This is a genomic window from Exiguobacterium acetylicum (assembly GCF_019890935.1).
GTDB lineage: Bacteria > Bacillota > Bacilli > Exiguobacteriales > Exiguobacteriaceae > Exiguobacterium_A > Exiguobacterium_A abrahamii.
Genome location: NZ_CP082333.1, coordinates 656,741 through 681,866, shown reverse-complemented (window position 1 = coordinate 681,866; position 25,126 = coordinate 656,741). Strand labels below are relative to the sequence as shown.

Annotated in this window: 23 protein-coding genes and 1 pseudogene; 13 read left to right on the top strand and 11 right to left on the bottom strand. The window is 47.7% G+C overall.

Features of this window, described 5'->3' with window-relative positions; genetic code table 11:
- Positions 1-18: 18 nt before the first annotated feature.
- Positions 19-1,170, top strand: a pseudogene (locus tag K7G97_RS03520) (MFS transporter); the annotation flags it as partial.
- Between the two features lie 250 nt (positions 1,171-1,420).
- Here K7G97_RS03520 and K7G97_RS03515 read toward each other — a convergent pair.
- Positions 1,421-1,708: a hypothetical protein gene (locus K7G97_RS03515; RefSeq protein WP_023467290.1), complete on the bottom strand. Its 288-nt coding sequence runs from the start codon at positions 1,706-1,708 to the stop codon at positions 1,421-1,423.
- 163 nt (positions 1,709-1,871) lie between these two features.
- Positions 1,872-2,801 (bottom strand): DMT family transporter, encoded by a 930-nt coding sequence (locus tag K7G97_RS03510; protein ID WP_023467289.1) that lies wholly within the window; start codon positions 2,799-2,801, stop codon positions 1,872-1,874.
- Between the two features lie 185 nt (positions 2,802-2,986).
- Here K7G97_RS03510 and K7G97_RS03505 point away from each other — a divergent pair, with 185 nt between their 5' ends.
- Positions 2,987-4,936: a heavy metal translocating P-type ATPase gene (locus K7G97_RS03505; RefSeq protein WP_223041390.1), complete on the top strand. Its 1,950-nt coding sequence runs from the start codon at positions 2,987-2,989 to the stop codon at positions 4,934-4,936.
- Positions 4,937-4,987: 51 nt separating this feature from the next.
- Here the strand turns inward: K7G97_RS03505 and K7G97_RS03500 are convergent, their stop codons facing one another.
- From K7G97_RS03500 to K7G97_RS03485, 4 genes are all read right to left on the bottom strand, one after another.
- Complete coding sequence (locus tag K7G97_RS03500; RefSeq protein WP_023467287.1) at positions 4,988-5,896, bottom strand: YihY/virulence factor BrkB family protein; 909 nt, start codon at positions 5,894-5,896, stop codon at positions 4,988-4,990.
- 86 nt (positions 5,897-5,982) lie between these two features.
- Positions 5,983-6,411 (bottom strand): NUDIX hydrolase, encoded by a 429-nt coding sequence (locus tag K7G97_RS03495; protein WP_223041389.1) that lies wholly within the window; start codon positions 6,409-6,411, stop codon positions 5,983-5,985.
- Positions 6,412-6,440: 29 nt separating this feature from the next.
- The gene (locus K7G97_RS03490) at positions 6,441-7,352 is read right to left on the bottom strand and encodes a guanosine-inosine kinase (protein ID WP_223041388.1); all 912 of its coding nucleotides are present in this window, start codon (positions 7,350-7,352) and stop codon (positions 6,441-6,443) included.
- A 178-nt stretch (positions 7,353-7,530) separates the two neighbouring features.
- A complete protein-coding gene (locus K7G97_RS03485; protein WP_029340886.1) occupies positions 7,531-8,424 on the bottom strand; it encodes a 1,4-dihydroxy-2-naphthoate polyprenyltransferase in 894 nt (297 codons plus the stop codon).
- Positions 8,425-8,583: 159 nt separating this feature from the next.
- Here K7G97_RS03485 and K7G97_RS03480 point away from each other — a divergent pair, with 159 nt between their 5' ends.
- The 6 genes from K7G97_RS03480 to menC all read left to right on the top strand — a co-directional run bounded on the left by K7G97_RS03480 (position 8,584) and on the right by menC (position 15,737).
- Positions 8,584-9,975 carry an isochorismate synthase gene (locus tag K7G97_RS03480; RefSeq protein WP_223041387.1) on the top strand — a complete coding sequence of 464 codons (1,392 nt, stop codon included), beginning with the start codon at positions 8,584-8,586 and terminating at the stop codon, positions 9,973-9,975.
- Positions 9,965-11,608, top strand: a complete 1,644-nt coding sequence (gene menD, locus K7G97_RS03475) for a 2-succinyl-5-enolpyruvyl-6-hydroxy-3-cyclohexene-1-carboxylic-acid synthase (protein ID WP_223041386.1) — start codon at positions 9,965-9,967, stop codon at positions 11,606-11,608. The genes K7G97_RS03480 and menD overlap by 11 nt, the downstream gene beginning before the upstream one ends.
- A complete protein-coding gene (gene menH, locus K7G97_RS03470; RefSeq protein WP_223041385.1) occupies positions 11,605-12,381 on the top strand; it encodes a 2-succinyl-6-hydroxy-2,4-cyclohexadiene-1-carboxylate synthase in 777 nt (258 codons plus the stop codon). Before menD ends, menH begins: the two co-directional genes overlap by 4 nt.
- A gap of 18 nt (positions 12,382-12,399) precedes the next feature.
- Complete coding sequence (menB, locus tag K7G97_RS03465; RefSeq protein WP_023469886.1) at positions 12,400-13,224, top strand: 1,4-dihydroxy-2-naphthoyl-CoA synthase; 825 nt, start codon at positions 12,400-12,402, stop codon at positions 13,222-13,224.
- Positions 13,225-13,296: 72 nt separating this feature from the next.
- Positions 13,297-14,670 (top strand): o-succinylbenzoate--CoA ligase, encoded by a 1,374-nt coding sequence (gene menE, locus K7G97_RS03460; RefSeq protein ID WP_223041384.1) that lies wholly within the window; start codon positions 13,297-13,299, stop codon positions 14,668-14,670.
- Positions 14,667-15,737 (top strand): o-succinylbenzoate synthase, encoded by a 1,071-nt coding sequence (gene menC, locus K7G97_RS03455; RefSeq protein WP_223041383.1) that lies wholly within the window; start codon positions 14,667-14,669, stop codon positions 15,735-15,737. The genes menE and menC overlap by 4 nt, the downstream gene beginning before the upstream one ends.
- A 293-nt stretch (positions 15,738-16,030) precedes the next feature.
- Here the strand turns inward: menC and map are convergent, their stop codons facing one another.
- The 5 genes from map to K7G97_RS03430 form a co-directional block, all read right to left on the bottom strand.
- Positions 16,031-16,792: a type I methionyl aminopeptidase gene (gene map, locus K7G97_RS03450; protein ID WP_023467279.1), complete on the bottom strand. Its 762-nt coding sequence runs from the start codon at positions 16,790-16,792 to the stop codon at positions 16,031-16,033.
- A gap of 13 nt (positions 16,793-16,805) precedes the next feature.
- Positions 16,806-17,996, bottom strand: coding sequence for an EAL-associated domain-containing protein (locus K7G97_RS03445; RefSeq protein WP_023467278.1), 1,191 nt, complete (start codon positions 17,994-17,996; stop codon positions 16,806-16,808).
- Between the two features lie 72 nt (positions 17,997-18,068).
- Entirely contained in the window at positions 18,069-18,335 is a 267-nt protein-coding gene (locus K7G97_RS03440; RefSeq protein WP_023467277.1) for a hypothetical protein, read from the bottom strand.
- Positions 18,336-18,441: 106 nt separating this feature from the next.
- Positions 18,442-20,001, bottom strand: a complete 1,560-nt coding sequence (locus K7G97_RS03435) for a degradosome RNA helicase CshA (protein WP_035398788.1) — start codon at positions 19,999-20,001, stop codon at positions 18,442-18,444.
- 332 nt (positions 20,002-20,333) lie between these two features.
- Positions 20,334-21,188 (bottom strand): CvfB family protein, encoded by an 855-nt coding sequence (locus K7G97_RS03430; RefSeq protein ID WP_023467275.1) that lies wholly within the window; start codon positions 21,186-21,188, stop codon positions 20,334-20,336.
- 233 nt (positions 21,189-21,421) lie between these two features.
- Between K7G97_RS03430 and K7G97_RS03425 the strand changes: the two genes are divergently transcribed.
- The 5 genes from K7G97_RS03425 to K7G97_RS03405 all read left to right on the top strand — a co-directional run bounded on the left by K7G97_RS03425 (position 21,422) and on the right by K7G97_RS03405 (position 24,997).
- Complete coding sequence (locus K7G97_RS03425; RefSeq protein WP_023467274.1) at positions 21,422-21,589, top strand: hypothetical protein; 168 nt, start codon at positions 21,422-21,424, stop codon at positions 21,587-21,589.
- Positions 21,590-21,715: 126 nt separating this feature from the next.
- A complete protein-coding gene (locus K7G97_RS03420) occupies positions 21,716-22,021 on the top strand; it encodes a hypothetical protein (protein ID WP_050678231.1) in 306 nt (101 codons plus the stop codon).
- Positions 22,022-22,059: 38 nt separating this feature from the next.
- Positions 22,060-22,317 carry a hypothetical protein gene (locus K7G97_RS03415; RefSeq protein ID WP_023467272.1) on the top strand — a complete coding sequence of 86 codons (258 nt, stop codon included), beginning with the start codon at positions 22,060-22,062 and terminating at the stop codon, positions 22,315-22,317.
- A 78-nt stretch (positions 22,318-22,395) separates the two neighbouring features.
- A complete protein-coding gene (locus K7G97_RS03410) occupies positions 22,396-23,094 on the top strand; it encodes a lysophospholipid acyltransferase family protein (protein WP_058713981.1) in 699 nt (232 codons plus the stop codon).
- A 1-nt stretch (position 23,095) separates the two neighbouring features.
- Positions 23,096-24,997, top strand: coding sequence for an ABC-F family ATP-binding cassette domain-containing protein (locus K7G97_RS03405; RefSeq protein WP_223041382.1), 1,902 nt, complete (start codon positions 23,096-23,098; stop codon positions 24,995-24,997).
- Positions 24,998-25,126 lie beyond the last annotated feature (129 nt).

Below are 25,126 nucleotides of genomic sequence, written 5' to 3'. Positions count from 1 at the left end.
AAAGAAAGGTCGTCGTTACTTGTGTCACGCCGTTTTGCTCTCATTTTATCAATCGTCTTCATTTCCGGTTTCACGCAAGGTCTGCTGATTCCATTGCTATCCATTTTACTTGAACGCCAAGGGACACCCGCCTTCATCAACGGTCTCAGCGCTGCCGTTCTATACATTGGTGTCATCGTCGCTGCCCCGCTCATGGAAGGTCCACTGCGACGACGTGGTTATATTCCCGTCATTTCGTTCGGACTCGCTCTTGTTGCAGTGGCGGTCTTCTTATTCCCACTCCTTCCAAGCGTCATTGCTTGGATGATTTTACGGTTCCTCGTCGGATTCGGTGATCAGACGTTACACTATGGATCACAGGTTTGGGTGACGTCCATTACCCCAAATGAACGGTTAGGGCGAACGATGTCACTATACGGGATGGCATTCGGTCTCGGTTTTGCTCTCGGTCCTCTTGCGGCACCTCTCGTTGATGTCATCAACTGGCTACCGTTCGTGTTGACGGGTACATTGACGGTCATCGTCCTGATCTTGTTATCGCGTATGCCGAACGAAAAACCATCCTCCGTCATGCCGGAGGAGCTACAAAGTGCTGCCTCACGGTATCGACTTGTCTTGTCAACCGCTTGGTTCACGTTACTTCCTGGCTTTACATATGGTTTTCTCGAAGCCACACTGAATGCCAGTTTTCCTGTTTTTGCGACGCGTAACGGGTACGGTCTATCTGAGACGAGTACCTTGATCACGACATTCGTCGTCAGCTCGTTGATCATGCAACTTCCACTTGGACGACTTGCGGATCACTTCGGAAAACGTCGGACGTTAGTAACTGTTCTTTCGATTGGCTCTGTCGCTTTCCTGGTTGCTTGCTTCGTCTTCGAACGATACGGTTGGTTGTTTGCGATTTTCGCTGTCAGCGGGATGGCACTTGGCTCGACGTACTCGCTCGGCGTCGCCTATATGACGGAACAGTTACCGCGACACCTTCTTCCGACGGGCAACTTGCTTGCGGGGATTGCCTTTAGTCTTGGTTCGATCCTCGGACCGATTGCCGGCAGCTTGTTCGTTCTGCTTCCAGCTATGCTTTATTTCAGCCTATTCGTTCTGGTCCTAGCGACACTTGCGTTTCTCTTACGATACGCAAAACGTCACGAATCATCCCGGATCTAAAAAAAGAGGCTGACCCTAAAAAGAATGACGCGTCTTTTCACACCCGTTCCTCAGGCGAGACACAAGCCAGTTTTCCTGCTTCATTTCAGCAGGAAAACTGGCTTGTTTGTCTCTGACAGCGCAAATGCGCTTTTTCCTGTAGGAGTGGCGTGAAACGCGTCATTCTTTTTGTTATGAGATAAGGGTGGCAGAATGATAATCTGCCACCCCTACCTTTGTGGAAACTGACTTTTAAGTCATTCCCTTTGTTTTATTTCACGATTCCTTCTTGCCGAAAACTCCGCCAGAGCTTATCGTCGATCGCATACGGCTGTTCTTTTGCACGCTTTAGCTCTTCTGTCTCGAGCAGCACGACGACCTCTCGACCGTTGATTGACCACACTGAATCGTAACCTCTCTCCGCCTCGATGATTTCCACATCCACATCTCCATGGGTTTCCTTCAATTGTTGACTGACGCACGTTACGACGAACCGGGCAAACTCATCACGTGGACGACGAGTGGCAATGATCTTTCGAACGATCTCATTCCGTTCCATTCGTTTTCATCTCCTTCCGTTTTATAGTCGCACTAGCCTTTCAGACAAGGCCGAATCGGTCTTCACTTGACCGTACAGAAAAAAGCCGAACGGGTCGGCTTGAGCAACGAACGATTGGGAGTTACTTTGATTGAAACTATTTTTGCACGATTCTGAATCTTCGTCAACCTCGCTTTTGAAACCATACAGGAAGGTACGTCGAGACTAAGATACCACTGACGACGAAGAGTAATCCAAGCAACGCTTGCGGTGGAATCGTCTCGCCGAGAATCAATGCCGATAAACTGACACCATAGATCGGTACGAAGAACATGAACAACGACACTTTACTGACTGGATTATATTTCATTAGTAAGTTCCAAAGCGTAAATCCAGTCGCTGATAAGAAGGCAAGATACACGAGCATCCAAGCACTTGTCGTTGAAAAGGTGAATGGTGCGACGTGACCATCGAGAATGACTCCTGCGATAAAGAGACCGATTGATCCAATGACCATCGCCCATCCAGTCATCGGTGCCACCGGATAACGTGCCGAGTATTCTTTGGCAATCAAGTTACCGAACGCCCCGGAAACCATTGCTGCGATCAACAATCCTTCCCCTACTCCAAATGAGACACCTTGCCCACCTTGCGGCCAGTTAGCCAAGATAACACCTGTGAATCCAAGGAATAAGGCGAGTCCTTTAAATCGATTCAGTCGATCGTCTTCATATCGAAAATGTGCCAGCAACATCTGGAAGAACGAAGTCGATCCGGCAATGATCGATCCTTGTACGCCGGTTGATAAAGATAGACCGATATAAAAGAAGACGTACTGCAAGAACGTCAAAAAGAAGCCAAGACGACTGTAGGCGTAGGTCCGCTCCTTCAGTGTGATCGTCTGTTTGAAGACGAAGACACTGACGACAAGTAATAACACACCTGCTAAAAAGAAACGATAGCTCGCAAACAGCAATTGCTCTCCGTATTCGGAAGATGTGATCTGTAATAAGTCATAACTTTTTTTAATGAAGGGAAACGCACTTCCCCACAAAAAAGTCGTCAGTAACGCAAAGACGACGAGTCCAATCCGATGGGTTAAAATTTTTTGCATCTTTCTAGTTCCTTTCCTGTTCCTTTTCACTGAAGCATGGTATAGTAATTCTACAGATAATAATAATTATAATCTAGAGACAATGAAACTCATTATCAATCAGTTAAACTCATTGATATATCACATTCTCATTCTCTTTCTATAATGATTTCATTTCTCATTTACATTTTGAAAGGAGTTTTAATATGACGACTTCCACTACTACCGATGTTCAACAGCGTTCCGTATTCCGTCATGCTTGGGATGAGCATCACGAATTGATTCTAGCATTGTTTAGCGGAATATTGATTTTAGTTGCTTACGGACTCGAAAAATTCAATACGGCGTCTGCCGTTTATGTCACATTGTACTTATCGGCTTATGTAATCGGAGGATATGCGAAAGCGAAGGAAGGATTGACGGAGACGTATCAAGAAAAAACGTTGAACGTCGAATTGTTGATGATTTTAGCTGCCATCGGTGCGGCTGCCATCGGCTACTGGATGGAAGGTGCGATCCTCATCTTCATCTTCGCGTTATCCGGTGCCCTTGAGACATACACGATGAATAAAAACGAACGTGCCTTGCAAAGCTTGATGTCCTTACAACCGGAGGAAGCAACACGTTTGAATGCAAACGGTCAACTCGAAGTCGTCGGAATCGAACAATTAGCGATCGGTAACCTCGTCTATGTTCGTCCTGGTGAGCGGATTCCGGTTGATGGTGTCATCGTCCGTGGTCAAGCGGCGATCGAAGAAGCATCGATTACAGGAGAATCGATTCCGGTTGAAAAACAAACGGGCGATACCGTCTATAACTCGACCGTCAACATGAACGGTGTCTTGACGATTGAGATGACGAAAGCTGCTGACGAGTCGTTGTTCCAAAAGATCATTCATATGGTCCAAAACGCCCAAAGTGAACAGTCTCCATCTGCTCAGTTCATCGAACGTTTCGAAAGCCGTTATGTCAAAATCGTATTGCTTGTCGTCGCACTGATGATGGTCCTCCCTCATTACGTCGTTGGTTGGACATTTGAGACAAGTATTTATCGCGCGATGATTCTTCTCGTCGTCGCCTCACCTTGTGCCCTTGTCGCGTCGATTACACCTGCTGCTTTGTCTGCAATTGCCGCATCTGCGAAAAATGGCGTTCTTTTTAAAGGAGGCGCCCACATCGAGACGCTCGGACAAGTCGATACGATCGTCTTCGATAAAACGGGGACGCTGACAACGGGTAAACCGGTCGTCACTGAAAGTCGGTATGCGGAAGGAATCGATGTCCGAGCCGTCGAACAAGCGGTTGCTTCCATCGAAGCACAGTCGAACCACCCGCTCGCACAAGCGATCGTCGATCACTTAAAAACCGATGTCCGCGAACCGTCAACGTTTAAAGATGTGACAGGATACGGGATTGAAGCGACCGTCGATGGTGTCACGTATCGTATCGGTAAACGGGCATTCCACGATGGTTTAGACGATCCATTCGTCGCAATCGAACAGTCATTGAAAGAACAAGGGCATACGATCGTTTATGTCAGCAATGGAACACAGATCGTAGCGCTTTATGCGTTACGTGATACGATTCGTCCGGAAGCCAAAACAGCGATTGCTGCCTTAAATGATCTCGGCATCGCAACGATCATGTTAACTGGTGACAATCCGGTCACGGCAGCTGCCATCTCACGTGAGGCGGGATTGACGGACTTCGTCGCTGAGTGCCTACCGGAAGATAAAGTACGCTACATCAAACAATACCAAACAGAAGGTCGGACCGTCGCGATGGTCGGTGACGGCATTAACGATGCCCCAGCCCTTGCATTAGCACATGTCGGGATTGCGATGGGTGAAGGAACGGACGCTGCGCTTGAGACCGCTGACGTCGTCTTGATGAAAAATGATTTAGGTCGTCTTGCCTATGCTGTGCACAAAGCCCGGAAGATGAACCGGATCGTCAAACAAAACATCACGCTTGCGATCGGTGTCATCCTCCTATTGATCGCATCGAATTTGTCCCAGTTCCTCATCATGCCGTTCGCCGTCGTCGGACACGAAGGATCAACGATTCTCGTCATCCTGAACGGTTTACGCCTTCTTCAACAGGATGCTTTACCAAGTCTTCCACAGCGTTCATCTGAAAAACGATTAGCTGCTTAACACGAAAAAACGTCTGATTGCCGGAAGGCAGTCAGACGTTTTTTCGTATCTTCATCCGAACGTATTCGTCGGAATCGCATCAAGTTCAGCTTGTTCCTTCAAGCGCTTTTCTTCCATTTTCTTCGGATCCGCTTTTTTCATGAACCGTTCCCATGACGCGTTCAATTCAGAACCGAGTAAGATGATCAGCCCTGTGAAGTAGAGCCATAGTAACAAGATGACGACACTACCGAGCGAACCGTACGTTTGATTGTAATTCGAGAAGTTCGAGACGTAAAATCCGAATCCAACCGATAATAATTGCCAGACGATGACACCAAAAACGGCTCCTGGAATTGCTTCTTTGAATGTAATCGGGCGCTTTGGTGCGACGCGGTAAAAGATCGATAAGATACCAATCAATAGAATCGTCGACACGACATATCGTAAGACCGTCAGTAGGATTTTTTGCCCCATATCGATCGGCAACACGAAATTGGCAAGATACGTAATGATCGGACCACCGAGCACATTCAAGACGATCAGCAACAACATCCCGATTCCGAGTACGATCGTGAGCAATAAGGCAATCCCACGTGCTGCGACAAAACCACGGGGCGAGAAGTCACCATAGGCGTGGTTCGCCGTCGTGATCAAACGATCGACCCCTTTGGAAGCAGACCAGACAGCAAGAATCGCACCAATCGATAACAGACCACCTTGTGGTTCCTTGATGGCTTGGAAAATCGTATCGGTGAATGTGTTGACGGCCCCACCTGGTGCTAAGTCGCGAATTTGTGATTCGAGTGTCTGACGATCGATGTCAAAGAAAGATAAGACGGAAATGACGAAAATGATACCTGGGAAAATGGATAAAAACCAGTAATAAGCGAGTGTCCCTGCATAATCCGTGATATTATGATCGGACATTCGTTGCTTTAAGTTCAGGGCAAGCCCTTTTGGATCGCGTGAATGCGCCATCGTCATCTCTCCTTCATGAAAAAGAGGCAGTCAACGACCACCTCATTGTTTTAATATACTTTTCCCATTTTATTTCAACTAAAACCTCATTCGTTTTCAGAAAGGATCAATTCATAGAATGGTTCTGTCATTTCTGCCAGCTGTTTCGCAAGTGACGGTGGACGAACCGGTAACGAAGGTAGCTCCGAACGCTTGATCCAGACCGGTGTATAACCCGATCCTTCCTCTTCGAACTCTTCACCCGTCCCCGTTCCAAAGCGACCCCCAATTGTTTTCGCCCAAAAATAAGGATTGTCGAATCCATTAAAACGGACGATGGCGGCAATACCGGTCAACTCCACGTCGATTCCAAGTTCTTCATGTGCTTCACGAACCGCTGTTTCTTCTAACGATTCTCCATCATCTTTCCCACCGCCTGGAAAGACATAATACGTTTCGTTCGGTTTATCCCGACGAATCAACGCAATTTCATCCTGTTCGTTTCGTAAAATGATTGCACTTCGTTGAATCGGCATGACGCCACCTCCCCTTTTATTATTTCGACTTATTGAAGAGCATCCAGCATTTCAGGAATGAGTCCATTCTCTGTCGAAGCGATGACTTCTGCTGCAACCTTCATGCCAAGCTTCAATGCCTCTTCTGCTGACTTTTCTTGTGTCAATTCAGACAAGACAGCGGAGAAGAAGGAGTCGCCTGCTCCCGTTGAGTCGACGACTTTTACTTTTTTCGTTCCGACATGACCTGATGTCGCTGTACGACGATCAACGTAGACCGCCCCGAGTTCACTCATCGTCACGACCGTGAACGGAGCACCCTTTTTCGCTAGCTCATTCGCTACATGAATCGCATCTTCAACCGTTACGATCGATAGATCAGACAGAATTTCCGCCTCTTCTCGGCTACAAATGAATCCAGTGAACCCTTGTAGCAGATGACGATTTCGTTCGATGACGCTCAAGTGACCACACACACCAAACAATGGCAACTCCATTTTGCGACATAAATGAATCAAACGTTCTAAGACCGTAACGGACAAATCAAGATCGATTGCAACGGCATCGACTCCATCGAGTGCATAGATTGATTGACGTAAAATCGCCTCTTCGAGCAACTTGGCATCCGGTTGTTTTGAGATCGATGTTTGCAAATCGCCTTCATTATCCATGACAGCTAGCCACATGCCCATTCCATGATCTTCTAACATTTCGACGTGATCCACATTTGCACCGTAAGATTTCAGCTCATCGAGCACTCCCACGCCAATCTGATCATTCGTAACCGTCGAGATAAAGCGAACTTCATTCCCGAGGACGGCTAGATTTTGTGCTACGTTGCGTCCTGTTCCTCCATTTGAAAACGTGATGTCTCCTACGTTTTTCGCATCCTTATGCAAAGGAGCGAACGAAGTTCCTTTTATGTCGACGAATACTTTTCCGATTACCGCGATTTTATTCATTTCAGTTCCACCTCTAACCATATTTCCTGATTTCCGACCTTGTTTGATCTTTCAGGCACATTGCTTCAATTATAGTAAAATTTTAAATCAGTGACAACCGAAGTAGTTTTTTTCTAACTGTTCGCTATCTTCACGTTAAAAAAGCAGCAAGCGGATCGCCTGCTGCTTTGATTAAAGATTAGATATTCGCGATCACGAGACTGATGGCAAGTAAGAGTCCGAAAATCGTGTTCACTTTACCGGTCTGTGCCATGCCAGGCATCAGCTTTTCCGGTGGTAAGTCTTCCCAGAAGAGACGGACCGCTTTGATCATGAGCGGAATACTCAATAACGCGAGTAACGCAAACCATGAGACTTCGAATGCGAGTACAGCAATAATGAGAGACAGGACAGCTGCCGCAAAAAATCCGATCAAGACGTACACGGCACGGCGATGTCCGACAAGACAGGCAATCGTTTTTCGTCCGTTGACCTTATCATTATCCAAGTCCCGAATGTTATTCGCAAGTAGGATTGAACCAATCAAGATGGCGACTGGTACCGAAATCGCAACGGCTTCTGTCGGAACATAACCAATTTGCAAGTACGCCGAAATCGCGATGATGATATACCCCATGAAAAAGCCTGCAACGACTTCTCCGAACGGTGTATAGGCAATCGGAAGCGGTCCTCCTGTATAGATATATCCGACGAACATCGAAATGAGTCCTACGACAAGCAACCACCACGATGTCTCGATGCACAGATACACACCGAGTAAGGCCGAGATCCCGTACAATGTAAGTGCGAACGCTAGGATCGTCCCCGGCTTGAATCCGTCACGAACGATCGATCCACCGATTCCGACTGATTCCTCTGTATCTAAACCACGTTTGTAATCGTAGTATTCATTGAACAGATTCGTTGCGATTTGAATCAACATCGATGCGATCAACATCGCCACGAACAAATCCAAGCGTATCGATTCCACGCGTGGTGCGACAACTGCCGTACCGACGACGACCGGAACAAAACTTGCTGTTAAAGTATGTGGTCGTGTCATTCGCCAATAGACAGCGATTGATTTATTCATATAATAACCCCTTTCCTGTCTAAGTGTATCGGGTTTCGTTTTTTGCTGTCAATGTTCAATCCGAGATAGCTTATTCCTTCTTTTTTGTTCGCAAAAAGTTTACACTTAGATTAAGTGAAACATATCACAGTATCTATAGACTAGGGGGCAATGAGCGGTATGGCTTACGCTCAACAAGAGCTAAAACAGTGTATCGAACAGGCCGTCAGTCAGGCGAACGCCTCACAACGACCTATACTCGCTTCGTATTCATGGGAAATCGAAGCAACTGACATGCGTTCCCTCGAACAGGGTATCGAGGAACGATTTTATTTCGCGACACCTGATCGCTCGATGCGGGCCATCGGGTTTGGCATCGTACAACAACTTCAGGCTTCAGGAACGGATCGCTTTTTACGAATTCAATCGCAATGGGCAAACTTGAATCGCGATCATGTCGGTCATGATTTATTTGCGTTCAGCGGATTTTCGTTTACCGAACTCAAACAACCGGATTATCGTTGGTCTTCCTTCGGAGACGCTTCGATGACGATTCCGAAGTTTTTATTTCTAGAACAAGATGGCAAGACACGTGTGACGATTTTTGCTCGCGTCGAGCCCATGGATCAAGTCGATTCTATTTTAAATGAACTCGCACTCGATTTCGCCAAAGTCAATCAACCGCAACCGCAACCATCGACTTCGACAGGCGTCACGCGCTTACGACTATCGCGGGATGGAAATGAAGCCTTTGAAGCTTCGTTCCATCAAGCCATGCACTACTTGGAGACGACACTTGAAAAAATCGTCCTGGCGCGCGAAGTCGTCTATGAGCTGGATCGTCCGCTTGACGTAGCCGCTGTCGTCGCTGAACTCGAAGATACGCAGCCCGGCAGCTATGTCTTCTGTTTCCAACCGAATCCGGAAGAAGCCTTCATCGGCGCTACGCCGGAACGACTCGTCTTAAAACGTGGACGTCGTCTTGAAACCGCAGCCGTCGCTGGTTCTGCACCACGCCACGCAACGGATGAGATGGACGAAGCACTCGGTCAATCGTTATTACAAGATCAAAAGAACCGGGTAGAGCACGGAATCGTCGCGGATTCAATCGAACGGACATTATCTGTATTTTCAGAGGAACTGGATTGTCCGGATACGCCGATTCTCTTGAAGAATCGCCATATCCAACATCTTTATACACCGATCACAGCTCATTTAAAAGAAGATGTGACGTTATTTCAATTAATCGAAAAACTGCATCCGACACCTGCACTTGGGGGCGAGCCCAAGCAGTTAGCAGTCGATGCCATCCAAGAAATCGAAACGTTCGAACGAGGATGGTACGGTTCACCTGTTGGTTGGATGAACGGACAGGATGACGGGGAATTCATCGTTGCCATTCGATCTGGATTGTTTACAGAACGGGCGGTCATTCTTTACGCCGGTTGCGGTCTCGTCGAAGGCTCTCATCTCGATAGTGAACTGGCAGAGACGGAAACTAAACTATCACCGATGGTACAAGCACTTGGACACATCGGTTCGATTGAAAAGGATGATATTTATGTTGACTAAGTGGATGCACACGTTAATCGATACGCTCGTCGCTTCTGGTGTCCGGGACTTCGTCATCAGTCCCGGTTCCCGTTCGACACCACTTGCCATTGCTGCTTTTCTGCATCCTTCTAGCCGTACCCACGTCCTTGTTGACGAACGGTCGGCTAGTTTTTTTGCTTTAGGTCTAACACGGACGGAAGAACGCGTTCGTCCCGTTGCGTTGATTTGTACAAGCGGTACCGCTGCGACGAACTATTATTCAGCAGTGACCGAAGCGAACATCTTTGAACTTCCGCTGATCGTCTTGACCGCCGATCGACCACACGAATTACGGAATGTCGGTGCGCCACAAGCTATTGATCAGGTCGATCTGTACGGGAAGCAGGTTCGGCATGCGTTTGATCTTCCGTTAGCAGAAGAAGCGAGCCTTCCTTACGTCGCTCATGTTGCACAACGTGCAACCCTACTCTCTCTGACGGAACCAGCTGGCCCGGTTCAAATCAATGTTCCGTTACGTGAACCGCTCGTGCCGGAACTCGATCTCTTACGGACAGGACGTCCGGTCGGTGTATTACCTGAATCGATACCGGGCGTAAACAACGCTTTAGCGACCGCACTTCAAGAAGAGCGTCTTCTTTTTGTACTTGGACCACAACTTACTGCGGCGGACAGTCAGGTTGTCATCTCGTATGCGAAACAAGCAGGGATTCCGGTGTTGGCGGATCCACTCAGTCAAGGACGACAATCGCATGATGCTCACGTTTTTGCCTATTACGATACATGGCTCAAACACCCCGCTACCGCTCAGCACGTCCGACCAGACCGAATCATTCGTTTCGGTGCCATGCCGACGTCAAAACCTTATCTGCTTTGGTCTCGGGATATTCCGACGACGGTCGTCGGTCATCCAGGAAACTGGCGCGATCCACAGCTTCATTCGGATTTCGTAATTGGTCACGCGCGACAACTCGCGCATCATGAATCTGTTCCGCACGATCCTGCGTATCTGACACTGTTGCAACAGGCGGAGCGACGCGTCGCCGCTGCTTTTGCGACAATCGATCAAGAGGAGATGACGGAGTATAACGTCGTCCGTGCGTTGACGACGTTACAGGACGGAAGTCTCTTCGTTTCAAACAGCATGCCGATACGGGATGTCGATACGTTCCTACCGACAGGAACACCGCTTCGTCTACTCGCGAACCGAGGTGCGAACGGAATTGACGGCATTCTCTCAAGCGCTCTAGGAGCAACGTTTGACGCCACACACCGCTATTTACTCGTCGGCGACTTAGCGTTCATTCATGATATCAACGGTCTGATGACAGCACGGACGCTTCCGTTAACGATCATTCTCGTCAACAATGCGGGTGGCGGAATATTTAGCTTTTTACCGCAACAGCAACTCGAGCAAGAGGTGTTCGAACCACTTTTCGGTACACCGCAGCATCTCGACTTCGCTTCTCTCGCTTCCGGATATGGCGTAACCTATCAGGCAATCGATTCCATCGCCGCGTTACGTCAAGCACTTGCGGAAGAGACGAACGTCACTCGGATTCTTGAAGTCAAGACGACACGAACAGAGAACGTACAGATGCACCGTTCGATCTGGGACGTGACGAATCATGCGTTAGCCGAGGTGTTCCAATGATTTTGCGTGGGCATACGTATCATGTGAAAATCGAGGGATCGGGTCCACCGCTCCTATTGCTTCATGGTTTTACAGGCTCGCTCTCGACGTGGGACATGCTAAGTGAGCATTTATCGACTCACTTCACCGTCTATCGCCTTGATTTGATGGGGCATGGAAAAACGACACCGGCGTCTGAGCAACGAATGCGTTTGACGCAACAGGTCAAGGATCTCGAGGCACTGCTCGCTATGCGATCCGAGCCATGGATCGTCCTCGGATATTCGATGGGTGGACGAATCGCTTTAATGCTGAGCGTCGTCTCTGAACAAATCGCTCGGACGATCGCTGTTAGTACGACACCGGGTCTTAAGACGGCAATCGAGCGAAAAATACGTCGTACATCCGATCGAGTGCTTGCGGAGCGCCTTGAAAAAGGCGGACTCGAAGCTTTCATTGATCATTGGGAGACACTTGGACTATTTAAGCCCCAAGCCCTTCTGCCGGAATCACAACGTACGCGACTGCGCCAGGAGCGTCTTTCCCAAACGGTGGAAGGTTTAAGTGCTTCGTTACGTGCACAAGGTACAGGAAGCATGCCATCCCTATGGTCATGTCTTCCGAAAGAGATTGATTGGATCGTCGGGGCAGAGGATGAAAAATTCCGTGCCATCGCTTCACGAGCGGCATCACCTGAAAAAATTCACGTGATTTTGCACGCTTCGCACGCCCCACATATCGACCAACCGCAAAAGTTTGTTACAATGGTAGAGAATCTACTTATTCATCACTAACATATTGGGGGAATTCACATGAAATATGCTCCGGAATGGGTATCAGCCCGCAGCTATGAAGACATCAAATATGAACAATGGAACGGGATCGCGAAAATCACGATCAACCGTCCTGAAGTTCGCAATGCGTTCCGACCACACACGGTCCACGAACTCATCGACGCATTTTCACGTGCACGTGACGATCAAAATGTCGGCGTCATCATCTTAACAGGTGAAGGCGATCTCGCATTCTGTTCTGGCGGAGATCAAAAGGTACGTGGACATGGTGGATATGTCGGTGACGATGAAATTCCACGCTTGAACGTTCTTGATCTTCAACGTTTGATTCGTGTCATCCCAAAACCAGTCATCGCTATGGTCGCAGGTTATGCGATTGGCGGCGGACACGTCCTTCACCTCGTGTGTGACTTGACGATCGCTGCAGACAACGCCCGCTTCGGACAAACTGGTCCAAAAGTTGGTTCATTCGATGCTGGATATGGCTCTGGTTACCTCGCACGCGTTGTTGGACACAAGAAAGCGCGTGAAATCTGGTACCTCTGCCGTCAATATGACGCACAGCAAGCACTGGATATGGGACTCGTCAACACGGTCGTTCCACTCGCAGATCTCGAGCAAGAAACGATTCAATGGTGTGCTGAAATCCTTCAACATTCACCAACGGCTCTTCGTTTCCTCAAAGCGGCATTCAATGCTGATTCAGATGGTCTTGCAGGGATTCAGCAACTCGCAGGAGATGCAACGTTGTTGTACTACACAACGGACGAAGCAAAAGAAGGACGCGATGCGTTCAAAGAAAAACGCAACCCGGACTTCGGACAGTTCCCGCGTTTCCCATAATGAAAAAAAGGTTCAATCGTCTTACGACATTGAACCTTTTTCGTATATTCATCTCAAAAGGAAGTGACTATTTTGTATCCTTGGATCTATACACGGGCAAAAGAACAGCCGGATGACATCGCACTCATTACGGAAACAGAGCGTTGGTCGTGGTCCGAACTATATGCACGCGCGCATCGCTTAGCGAGTACTTGGGCAACGATCGTGACACGCGGAGACCGGATCGCCCTGTACGGTCCATCGAGTGCGCGCTACATCGTCGCACTTCACGCAGCTCAATTGCTTGAATTGACCGTCGTCCCGATCAACACACGTTTGACGCAAACGGAAGTATTACGTCAATTCAAACAGGCAGATGTACGGCTCATCGTGACGGACCGGACACTTGATACAAAGATCCCGTGCGTGGCTTTCTCTTATGAAAAAGAAGCACCTGACCTGTTAATACGCCATATGCCCAAGCAATACGTCCAATCGATGCTCTTTACGAGTGGTACGACCGGACATCCGAAAGCCGTCGAACAAACGATGTTGAATCATTTCTCGAGTGCGACGAACGCCGCTCGTCATATCGGATCACTGCCAGAGGATCGTTTTTTGATCGTCACGCCGCTGTTCCATATGAGTGGATTAGCTGTCGTCTATCGGGCAGTCATCTATGGAGTACCGATCATTCTTGAGCCACATTTTTCACCAGAACGCGCCTTGCACTGGATTACGACGGAAAAGATCACCCATGTCTCACTCGTCTCGGTCATGCTTGATCGACTGCTCGAAGCCGGGCTACGTCGCCACGCGCTTCGCGTCGTACTGACAGGAGGCGGTCCTGTGCCATTACCGATTCTGACGCGTGCCCTTGATCGTAATATTCCCGTCATGCAGACATACGGGATGACGGAAACCGCTTCTCAAATCGCGACTCTTTTGCCAGAGGATGCCTTACGAAAGATTGGATCGGCCGGACAAGCGATTCATCCGACGCAAATCCGCATTACGCGTCATCAAGAAATCGAAGTCAAAGGACCGACGATCATGAAAGGCTATTTTCATGAGGAAGAGAAAACGTCAGACGCCTTTACGGCAGACGGTTTTTTCAAGACTGGTGACTTAGGACGCTTGGACGCCGACGGATACCTCTACGTCCTCGATCGTCGAAGCGACCTCATCATCTCAGGTGGGGAAAACATTTATCCAGCTGAAGTCGAATCAGCACTTCTCTCGATTGATGGAATTCAAGAAGCAGGTGTCGTCGGACGATTTGATGCTAAATGGGGACAGGTTCCGGTCGCCTTCATCGTCAGTACACTCGATGAAGTCATCGTCCGAACGGAAATCAGTCAATTGCTCGCTAAATATAAATGTCCGGTTGATTATATCTATCGTAGCGCGCTGCCACGCAATGCGAACGGTAAACTATTGCGGAAGCAACTGAAGGAGTCATTATGAGTATCACTCTCCGGTCTGCCGAACTGTTCGATGTTCCGCTCGTCTTTCGTCGTCCGATGCAAACCGCCCTCTCGACGCTGACAGTACGTCGGACGACGATTTTGCGTCTGACTGATTCGGAAGGACGAGTGGGTTACGGGGAAGGTGTCGCGTTTGATACACCGTGGTATACATCGGAAACGCAGCACTCCCTTCAAGGAATCGCTCCGCTACTGTATCGATTACTTGAACAACCGCTCCATCATCCAGCAGACGTTACGGATCGCTTGCGCATCGTGCAAGGTAATCCGATGGCAAAGGCGATGTTCGAAGGCGCGATCTATGAATTATTCGCAGCAGCTGCCGGTCAATCGCTCGCCTCGTATCTCGGAGGTGATGAATCATCTCTCGTACCTTGCGGGAAAGCACTCGGACGGGCTTCTGCAGCACAGACCGTCGAAGCCGTCGGACAAGCGATCGCCTCCGGATATGGACGGATCAAGCTGAAGCTCGCTTCGACGGATACCGTCGTTCTTGAGCAAGTACGTGCCGCTTTCCCTGATGCGCCCTTGATGTTTGACGCTAATGGCAGCTTCACTGAAGCAGACTTCCCTCTATTACAACAGTGGGATTCATTCGGTCTCGTTATGATGGAACAGCCGCTCGCAGCGTCGGATTGGTCCGGACATCAACGTCTCGCTAGACTCTTACAGACACCGATTTGTCTGGATGAATCCATCGTCGCTCCAGTGGATGCCGAGTTGATGCAGACGCTCCACGCTGGTCAGATTCTAAACATCAAGCCGGCACGCGTCGGTGGACTGACGAACGCTTTGTCCCTTCGAACAAAAGCACCCTACTGGCTCGGTGGGATGTTCGAGAGCGGTATCGGGCGTCGTCAGACGCTTGCTTTTGCAACACTGCCTGGACTCGCTTATCCGATCGATATGGCAAGTACTGCCGATTATTTCGAAGAAGATTTGCTTGAGACCCCGTATCATGTCGAACACGGACACATTCGTTATTCCGCTCCAGCCGTATCCGAGTCACAGTTAAACAAATTGGCAACGTCCCGGATATCCTTATAACAGGAGCACTACGACGAAAAAGAAGGCTGACTCAAAAAAGAATGACGCGTCTTTTCACGCCCTTTCCTCAGGCGAGACAGAAGCCAGCTTTCCTGCCTTATTCAAGCAGGAAAGCGGGTCTTGTTTGTCTCTGACAGCGCAAAGATGCGCTTTTTCCTGTAGGAGTTGCGTGAAACGCGTCATTCTTGTTGTTATGAGATAAGGGTGGCAGATTATCATTCTGCCACCCTTATCTTTGTGGAAACTGACTTTTGAGTCAGCCCCCTTCTCGTGTTTTACTATATGAGCTTTTCTTAGAACGATTCTTTGCCTTCGACTTTCGTCAAAATCTCATACCCGTCTTTTAAGACGACGACCGTGTGCTCGAATTGTGAGACGAGGCTCCGATTCGGTGTGTATAATGTCCAACCGTCCCGCTCATCTTCGATACAGAACTCATCTCCTGTTGAAATGAACGTCTCGACAGCGATGACTTGCCCTTCCTTCAACAAATCGTTTTCTTCACGATTGAAGTAGTTCGAGATGGATTCTGGCTCACCATGAAGTGTCTTACCGAGACCATGTCCCGCTAAGTTACGGATGACCGTGAAACCACTCTTACGTGTTTCGGCATAGATTGCTTTTCCGATCTGGTTGACCTTCGTTCCGGCTTTGACTTTCTCGAGTCCTTTCTCAAGCGCTGTCAATGATACTTCAACGAGTCGGACATCTTCCGGACGTTTTGCTTCTCCTGCGATGACCGTCTTCCCTGTGTCCGAGTAGTAACCGTTCTTCACAGCCGAGACATCGACATTGACGATATCACCTTCTTGAATGACGTACTTCCCTGGGATACCGTGTGCTGCGATATCGTTGACACTGATACATGTCGCTCCTGGGAAATCGTACATGACGATCGGGGCAGACTCTGCTCCCTGTTCCTTCAGGATGCGTGCTCCGATGTCATCGAGTTCCTTTGTCGTGATTCCCGGTTTGACGGCATCCGCCATCTCATCGCGTGCCATGGCGACGATTCGTCCAATTTCTCGTAATGCCTCGTAATCATAATCTAACACTTTCATTTCCTCCTCATTCACTCAATCGTTCTTGATATAGATAATCTGCAGAGATATCCGCAAATAAGAACATCCCATTACTGAGCGGCATACTAAATGTCCGCGTTTGTTCACTCGAGCTGAAGTCGACGTACCGTTCCGACAAATATCCACTATGTCGTCGCTCCATCGCTACCGTCGTCCGGATGAAGTAAGGACGGAAACTCCAGTTGTACCCTTTGTAGAAGGAATACAGTTTCCACTCCCCACTCTTTTTACTGACGTTTGAAGATTGTTGGAATCCATTCGCATCCGTGATATAAAACCGGATGAATTCCGGTTCCATCTTCCGGGCGAGCGTCAGCAACCATTGATCGAGATCTTGCTCCGGCTTCAAGGACTGACAATCTTCATTAAATCGAACCGTCCAGTCTTGCTCTAGCTGAAACAAGCGATTCATCTGCTCGCGATCATATTTATAAAACATCGGGACTTCATGGATCAACACTTCCATACCAGGACAGGTCATGACCCATTCAGGTGATGCTTCTCCAAGTAGATTCCCCATGTAGTAACGTCCTCCGTGTTGCCACGCATACCGAAGTTGACCGAGATGACTGATATTCTTATACAAAAGTGGCGCTCCAAGCTGGTCGCAAAGATGCTCCATCGTCTGTAAGAGATGTGGATACGACGCGGAGACGGTCTTTTTTTCAATCATGGAGGATAAATCGACGATCAACATATCCGGCGACATCGAAAAGACACGTTCAAGACTCGTTGCTTCCGCACGGTCCAGCGCTACCTTCAGTCCAGAGTTCTGGTAATACGCAACGATCCGACCCAGACGGTCAAAATCATCGACTTGGACATCCGTCAAAGTAACGTACATCCGCTCTTTTGGAAACGACGAGTCGACCGTCCGTAAGACATGCAAGAAGTCCTCCCCACCGTTTTCAAACAGCCAAGCTGGACGACAACGGATCAGAATAAACGCTTGTGCATCGGAGGGTACTTTTTGGAATGCTTGACGGACGACATGCCCCATGACTTCGAGTTGATACTCGATTGGAACATCGTCTTCCTGAAAAAATGGTTTTAACGGTTCTCCACGAAAATGGGACTGGATTTCATACCCTTCCACCTTAAAAGGGGCAGCGCCTACGATCGGTTGAAACCATGCCTCTATCTCTTCGGGATGAACGATGACATCTAATGCATCCATTCTCTTCCCCCCTTGTACTCTTGTTCTATCTTAACAAAAAAAGAGCCTCTCTGTAACGAGAGAGCCCCTGTTTTACGATAACGTCGTATCTTTCCGCAATGCGATATACAAGTACACACCGAATGTCGCCGTCAAGTAGATGATACTCAGGACACCGTATTGGATTCCGACGGCTCCTCCCTTACCGATGGCTAGCACAAGAAAGATGATGCCGCCAAATAATAAGGTCGCCAACGGAATATAACGAAAATGTCCTTTTGTCGTCCGCTCACAAATCTTTTTCGTCGCGACGATCAGTGCAACGAGACAGACGGATGCTGCTACATAAATGGTATACACGAATGATTCAGCCCTCTCCCTATCGTTCATGGCTCATTTTATCATGACCGCTCAGATAAATCATAAAAAAGAACCGACTTGTCTGTGACAAATCGGTTCGAATCGTTTACTTTTCAAAACGTGGTTTACGTCCACCACGGTTACGATCGCTTTCGCTACGGTTGCTACGTCCAGCATAACCGCCTTCACGACGATCTGATGAAGAAGATGAACGACCACCTTCACGACGCTCGCCACCGCGTGGGTTGTTTCCACGGTATCCGCCACTGCGGTTGCCGCTTCCACTTCCACCTTTGTTTCCGTAAGGACGACGGTTTCCACCACCGTTGCTACCGAAACGTTTCACGCGGATTGGTTCGATTGAAGAGATTTGGACTGGTGTTGCATCCGGCTCTTTCGTCAATCCTTTAAGTGCTGCTGAAAGAAGTTCCACTGCTTCGTACTCTTCTAAGAGTTCTTGTGCAAGTGTCGTATATTCTTTTGAGTCTTTTGCTTCAACGCGTTTGATAAGTTCTTGTGCAGCAAGCTTCAAGTTGCCTTCTAAGATTTCATCAAGTGTTGGTGCATGACGACGTGACATTTTTTTGTTCGTGACACGTTCGATTGTTTTGATTTGACCGAATTCACGTGGTGTAACGAATGTGACAGCCGATCCTGTTTTACCAGCACGACCCGTACGACCGATCCGGTGAACATAGCTCTCTGGATCTTGTGGGACGTCGAAGTTGTAGACGTGTGTGACACCAGAGATGTCAAGACCACGTGCTGCAACGTCTGTCGCGACGAGGATATCAATCGTTCCTTTTTTGAAACGACGGATGACCTGGTCACGTTTTGCTTGTGTTAAGTCACCGTGTAAACCGTCAGCTGTGTATCCACGTTGAATCAAACCTTCAGTCATTTCGTCAACACGTTTTTTCGTACGACCGAAGATGATTGAGAGTTCCGGAGAATCCGTGTCGATCAAACGGCAAAGAACGTCGAATTTTTGGCTTTCTTTCAATTCGATGAATGACTGGTCGATGTTTTCAACTGTCATTTCTTTTGCTTTGACTTTGATGTGTGTCGGAGTCGTCATGAAACGATCTGCGATTTTACGAATTTGTGGTGGCATCGTTGCTGAGAATAAGAGTGTTTGACGTGTTTCAGGAAGTGCACCGAGGATTTTCTCGATGTCTTCGACGAATCCCATGTTCAACATCTCATCTGCTTCGTCAAGGATGACCGTTTGAACGTGATCGAGGTTCAACGTCTTACGGTTCATGTGGTCCATCAAACGTCCTGGTGTCGCAACGACGATTTGTGGATTTTTGCGAAGTGCACGGATTTGACGATCGATTTGCTGACCGCCGTAAACAGGAAGTGCATGAACGCGTTTTACTTCACCGATCCGGTTCAATTCTTCTGCTACTTGGATTGCGAGCTCACGTGTTGGAGCAAGAATCAACGCTTGGATGTTGCGTGATTTTGCGTCAAGACGCTCGATTGTTGGGATACCGAATGCTGCAGTTTTACCAGTACCTGTTTGTGCTTGACCAATTAAGTCAACGCCGCTGAGTCCGACTGGAATTGTTTCTGCTTGGATTGGTGTTGCTTCTTCGAAGCCCATTTTTAGGACACCTTTGATAAGTGCCTCACTAAGATTTAATTCACGAAATGTTGTCAATGCTAAATACTCTCCTTTGTCATATGAAAAGCGTCTGCCACTAAACAGACGCTACCGTAACGAATACAATCGACTACCTATTATAACAGAATCTATCACATAAAGATAGAGTGGTTTCTCTTATAATAATGTTTAGGGAAGTCACCATCATAATCGTTGCCATAAGGGCGAGGGAAAGGCGAAGTGCCCGGACCGTGCGATGTACGTCATCGCGTGCCCCCACTAGTGATGGGGTATATTCAGTAAATGGTCGCCGGTAATCAAACCAGCCGCAACCACCAAAATGATGAATTCCTTACTATCTATTCGAAACGCAGGCTTACTCGGTCCGATTATTTCGTCAACCGAATACCCGTTTCATTTTTTTCTATTTTTTTATCTTTCAACAGGCGACCGAGCGCTCGTTTGAATGCTGCCTTGCTGAGACCGAATACTTCATCGATCGTCTCAGGAGCTGTCTTATCACCATACGGCATCTGACCATCATGTTCAAGTAGATGGTTCAGAATCAACTCCGCGTCTGTATCAATGGCTTCAAAGGCACGTGGTCGTGCTGAAAGTAATACTGTACCATCTGGTTTTACATTTGTCACTCGTAATTTCAAGACTTCTCCAAGACGCGGCCAACGTTCCATCTCACGTTCATGCAAGAATCCGATCGATTGATCGTTGACCCAGACGTTAACGCCTGGTTCACGTTGTGAGAAGACGAGACCTTCGACGTCCATGTTGTTCCACTCCTCTGGAGCTGGCTTCGCACGTAAGTTGAAGTATGCATAAGGTGCAGGGTCTCCGAGTAACCGAAGCTTCTGATCATGTTTCAGACGAATGAAGAGTTGATCGCCTTCTTCCGGCCAGAACATCCGGCGCTGCGGCAAATCGTCGAGTGAGACGAGAACGTCTTTTTGAATGCCGATATTCGCGAACACTCCTGTGTTATAGCGTGTTCCATTAATCGTCGTCTTGACATAGTCTTCAAATGAAGCTTCTGGAATCGTCATCGATGATGCTAGACGCCCTTCATTATCTTGATACAAGAAGACTTCTACCTCTTCATCGAGGGCTACTTTCCGTGTTTGTTCATTGTTATGCAACAACACGTCTTCATTTCCATCTGTCAGAAACACTCCGAACTCTGCTTCGCGTTCTACTTTTAATGTGACAACCTGTCCTGCGCGTAATCCCATTTCGGGTCATCTCCTCTCTGTATTTGAATCGATTCCAGTCCTTGTGAATCGTTCTGCTGTTCTTTCCCTACCATACTATACTCTTTTTCCATTCATCTCTGATATCGACACAATGGTGACAGTTGTGACATATTTGTGAACGGAACACATTTGCGTGATTTTTTTGAAAAAAAGATATATGATTAAATAACAGGAAAAAGAAGGTTTAGTTTAGGTAAATATGGGGGATAAAAATGTTTCATAACATTCAATCGCGTTCGTTCGCACGACGCTTCACGAAAACATTGGTTTTTGCATTTTTCGCGTTCCTTGCTACGATTGGAATCGTCTTCGCAGAAGGATCGAACAGTACGGATATGACACCGAAGACACCAGCGCTTCAGCAAATCGACCGCCCTTAAAATCTACACCTTCCGTGTGGATTTTTTATTTTTTTCCGGACATTTACAGGACGATAAAGGAAAATCACGACTTACCTCGAATTGTAATGGACATACCATTATTTTAATTTCGAGGAGGAAACGGACGTGCTCTTCTACTTATTCACGACGATTGCGGGTCTCATCACTACATATTTAAGTTTTGTTACCGGTTATTATACGAGTTCGATCGGTGTGTTCGTCTTTACGCTAGCGATTTGTCTGTCACTATCATCAATCCGCCAGCTGATACGTACGTCCTATCTGACTTACATTGAATACATTCAACACCGTCGTGTCAAAAAACAGTACGAACGGATGAAAAAACGTGAACTTTCTTATCAAGTCTCTTATCCTCAACAAGATTCCAGCACACCACTTGCATTCTCCGCGACAGACCAGCATGATAAGTAAAGAACACGATTTCATCATCTAGGAGGAACAGATTCATTATGAACGAAATCCCTTTATCAAACGGTTGGACACTTCGCTACTCCCCTGTCATCGATTTATGGTTGAAGGAAGATGGCGTACTGCTCGTAGATCACGAAGATAAGGTCCGCTTGACTCTCATTTTGGATGAGGAAACGATGGAAATCAAACAGATCGACAATACGAACGCTACGTTCTCCGTCGATCCAACGACACGTCGCCTCACCTTTGAACTTGGAGAAAGCGAAGAGGAATCTGAGCCTCGTTACTGGGAATAATCACGCAGACTGGGTGCGACGCCCGGTCTTTTTTTGTACAATAACATCAGCAATGAAAAAAGGAGCTGTCACTTCACCATGATTCGTACTGTCATTTGGTTCATTTATTTTGGACTTGTCTTACCCTGTACCTTACCGTTTTTACCAAGCGCAAAACGTCGAACGCATCTCGCGCGCTACGCATTCGTTCAGCGTGTAGCGAGCGTCTGGGCAAACTCTCTTCTCCGACTCGCTGGCGTTCGTGTCAACGTGACGGGACGTGAGCATATCCCGGCAAATGAACCTGTCGTCTTCATCTCGAATCACCAAGGGAACTTCGATGTTCCGATCCTACTAGGAAAAATCGATAAACCGAAAGCATTCATCTCAAAAATCGAAGTGAATAAAATTCCAATCGTCAATGTCTGGATGAATCTGATGGGGTGTGTCATGATTGACCGAAAAGACCGACGTCAATCACTAAAAGCAATCCGTTCTGGTGTCGACACAATCAAGGACGGACAATCGATGATCATCTTCCCGGAAGGAACACGCTCCAAAGGCGGTCCAATGGCGGAATTCAAAGCGGGAAGCTTCACACTCGCGACCTCAAGTGGCGCTCGCGTCGTACCCGTCGCAATTTCGGGAAGTTATCGTGTCATGGAGGAAACGGGTAAGATTCGCCCTGCCACGGTCGACGTTACGATTTTACCGTCGATTGATCCAAGTACGATGACACAGAAAGAACTCGTCCAAACAGTCGAACAGCAAATCAAACAGATTGTAGAAGGTGTCTAATATGTTAATGAAAGCAGAAAATCTAAAAAAAGAATTCGCCGATAAAATCGTCTTCGAAGATGTGACATTCTCCGTCTCACCTGGCGACCGGATTGGCATCATCGGTGTCAATGGTACCGGTAAGTCGACTCTCCTGCATATCTTGGCAGGTAAAGAGACGGCAGACGCTGGTACGATGCATCACCCGAATGATTATCGAATCCGATTGCTATCGCAAACGACTGATTATCCGGAAGACCAAACGGTCATGGAAGTACTATTGTCTGGTGATACACCAACGATTAACGCCTTGCGTCACTATGAAACGGCGCGTCTAGCACTCGAACAAGATCCGACGAGTGAAACGTTACTCAATCGCTTCATCACAGCTCAGACAGAAGTCGATGCTGCGCAAGCTTGGGACACGGAATCGCGCTTAAAAATGATTTTAAACAAACTTGGTATCCTCGACTTGAACGCGTTGATCGGCTCGCTTTCCGGAGGACAACGCAAGCGTGTCGGACTCGCTGAAGCTTTACTCGATGAAGCCGATCTTCTCCTGCTCGATGAGCCGACGAACGAACTGGATGCCGAAACGATCAGCTGGCTTGAGACTCAAATCAAGGAATACCGTGGTGCGATTCTACTGATCACCCACGATCGCTATTTCTTGAATCGTGTGACGAATCATATGATGGAGATCGCGAACGGTACGGCCTATTTCTATGTCGGAAACTATGAATCGTTTCTTGAGAAACGTGCCGAACGTCGTGAACGGACGGCTTCTATGGAAGAAAAACGTCAAAACATCCTTCGTCGCGAACTCGCCTGGTTGCGTCGCGGAGCAAAAGCGCGGACGACGAAACAAAAAGCGCGGATCCAGCGCGTGGATGCTTTACAAGACCTCTCGTACGAGGAAGAAGAATCAACACTCGAAGTACAGGTCGGTTCGACCCGTCTTGGTAAAAAAGTCATCGAAGCGCATGATGTCTCCCATCGATTTGGTGAACGGACTCTTTTCGAATCGTTTAACGCTCTGATTGGACGGAAAGAACGGTATGGCATCGTAGGACGAAACGGGAGCGGAAAATCAACACTTCTTTCAATTCTTGCGCAACGCTTAGAACCAACAGCCGGTGAAATCATTCACGGCGAAACGGTGAAGATCGGCTTTTATGGGCAATTTGCCGAATTCACGCATCCCGAACGTCGTGTCATCGATGAGGTCGAACGAATCGCAAAAGTCATCACGACACTCGCTGGTGAGGAGATCACGGCAAGCCAGATGCTCGAACAGTTTCTCTTTAAACCGGAAGCCCAATATAAACAAATCGGTAAACTTTCCGGCGGCGAAAAACGACGTCTGAAATTGTTGACGATTTTGATGGAAGAACCGAACGTCCTCTTCCTTGATGAGCCGACGAACGACTTGGATACCGAGACGTTATCCGTACTCGAAGATTATTTAGAATCATTCCCTGGCACCGTCATCACAGTCAGCCACGATCGCTACTTCCTCGACCGGGTCGTTGATCGCTTGATTGCATTTGAAGATGGGAATGTCGTTTTCTATTACGGACAATATACAGATTATCTTGAGCAAATGACAACACCCGCGCCCTCAATCGTTGTTGAAAAGACGGTTGAGGTTACTACAGCACCAAAGATAGAGACGCCAAAGAAACTAAGTTATCAGGAACAACAAGATTGGGCAATCATTGAAAAACAAATCGAAGAAAGTGAGGCTGAACTGGAGCAATTAGAAGCCGAACTAGCCTCGGCAGGAAGTGATCTCGGTAAAGTCAATGAACTGTATCAAGCCATTGAAAAGACCAAAGCAACGCTTGACGAGCGGATGGAGTATTGGACATATCTTTCTGAAAAAATCGAGGCATTTGAAAACTATCGTCAATCTAATCAATGATTTCAAAGCGGAGTTCTTCCTTAAAGAAGAACTCCGCTTTTTTCATGAAATGGGAATTGCCTCTTATTTTCATTTTAAATCTGAAAATAAATGTGAATTCAAACTAAATATCGGGTAATGTTATAGCAT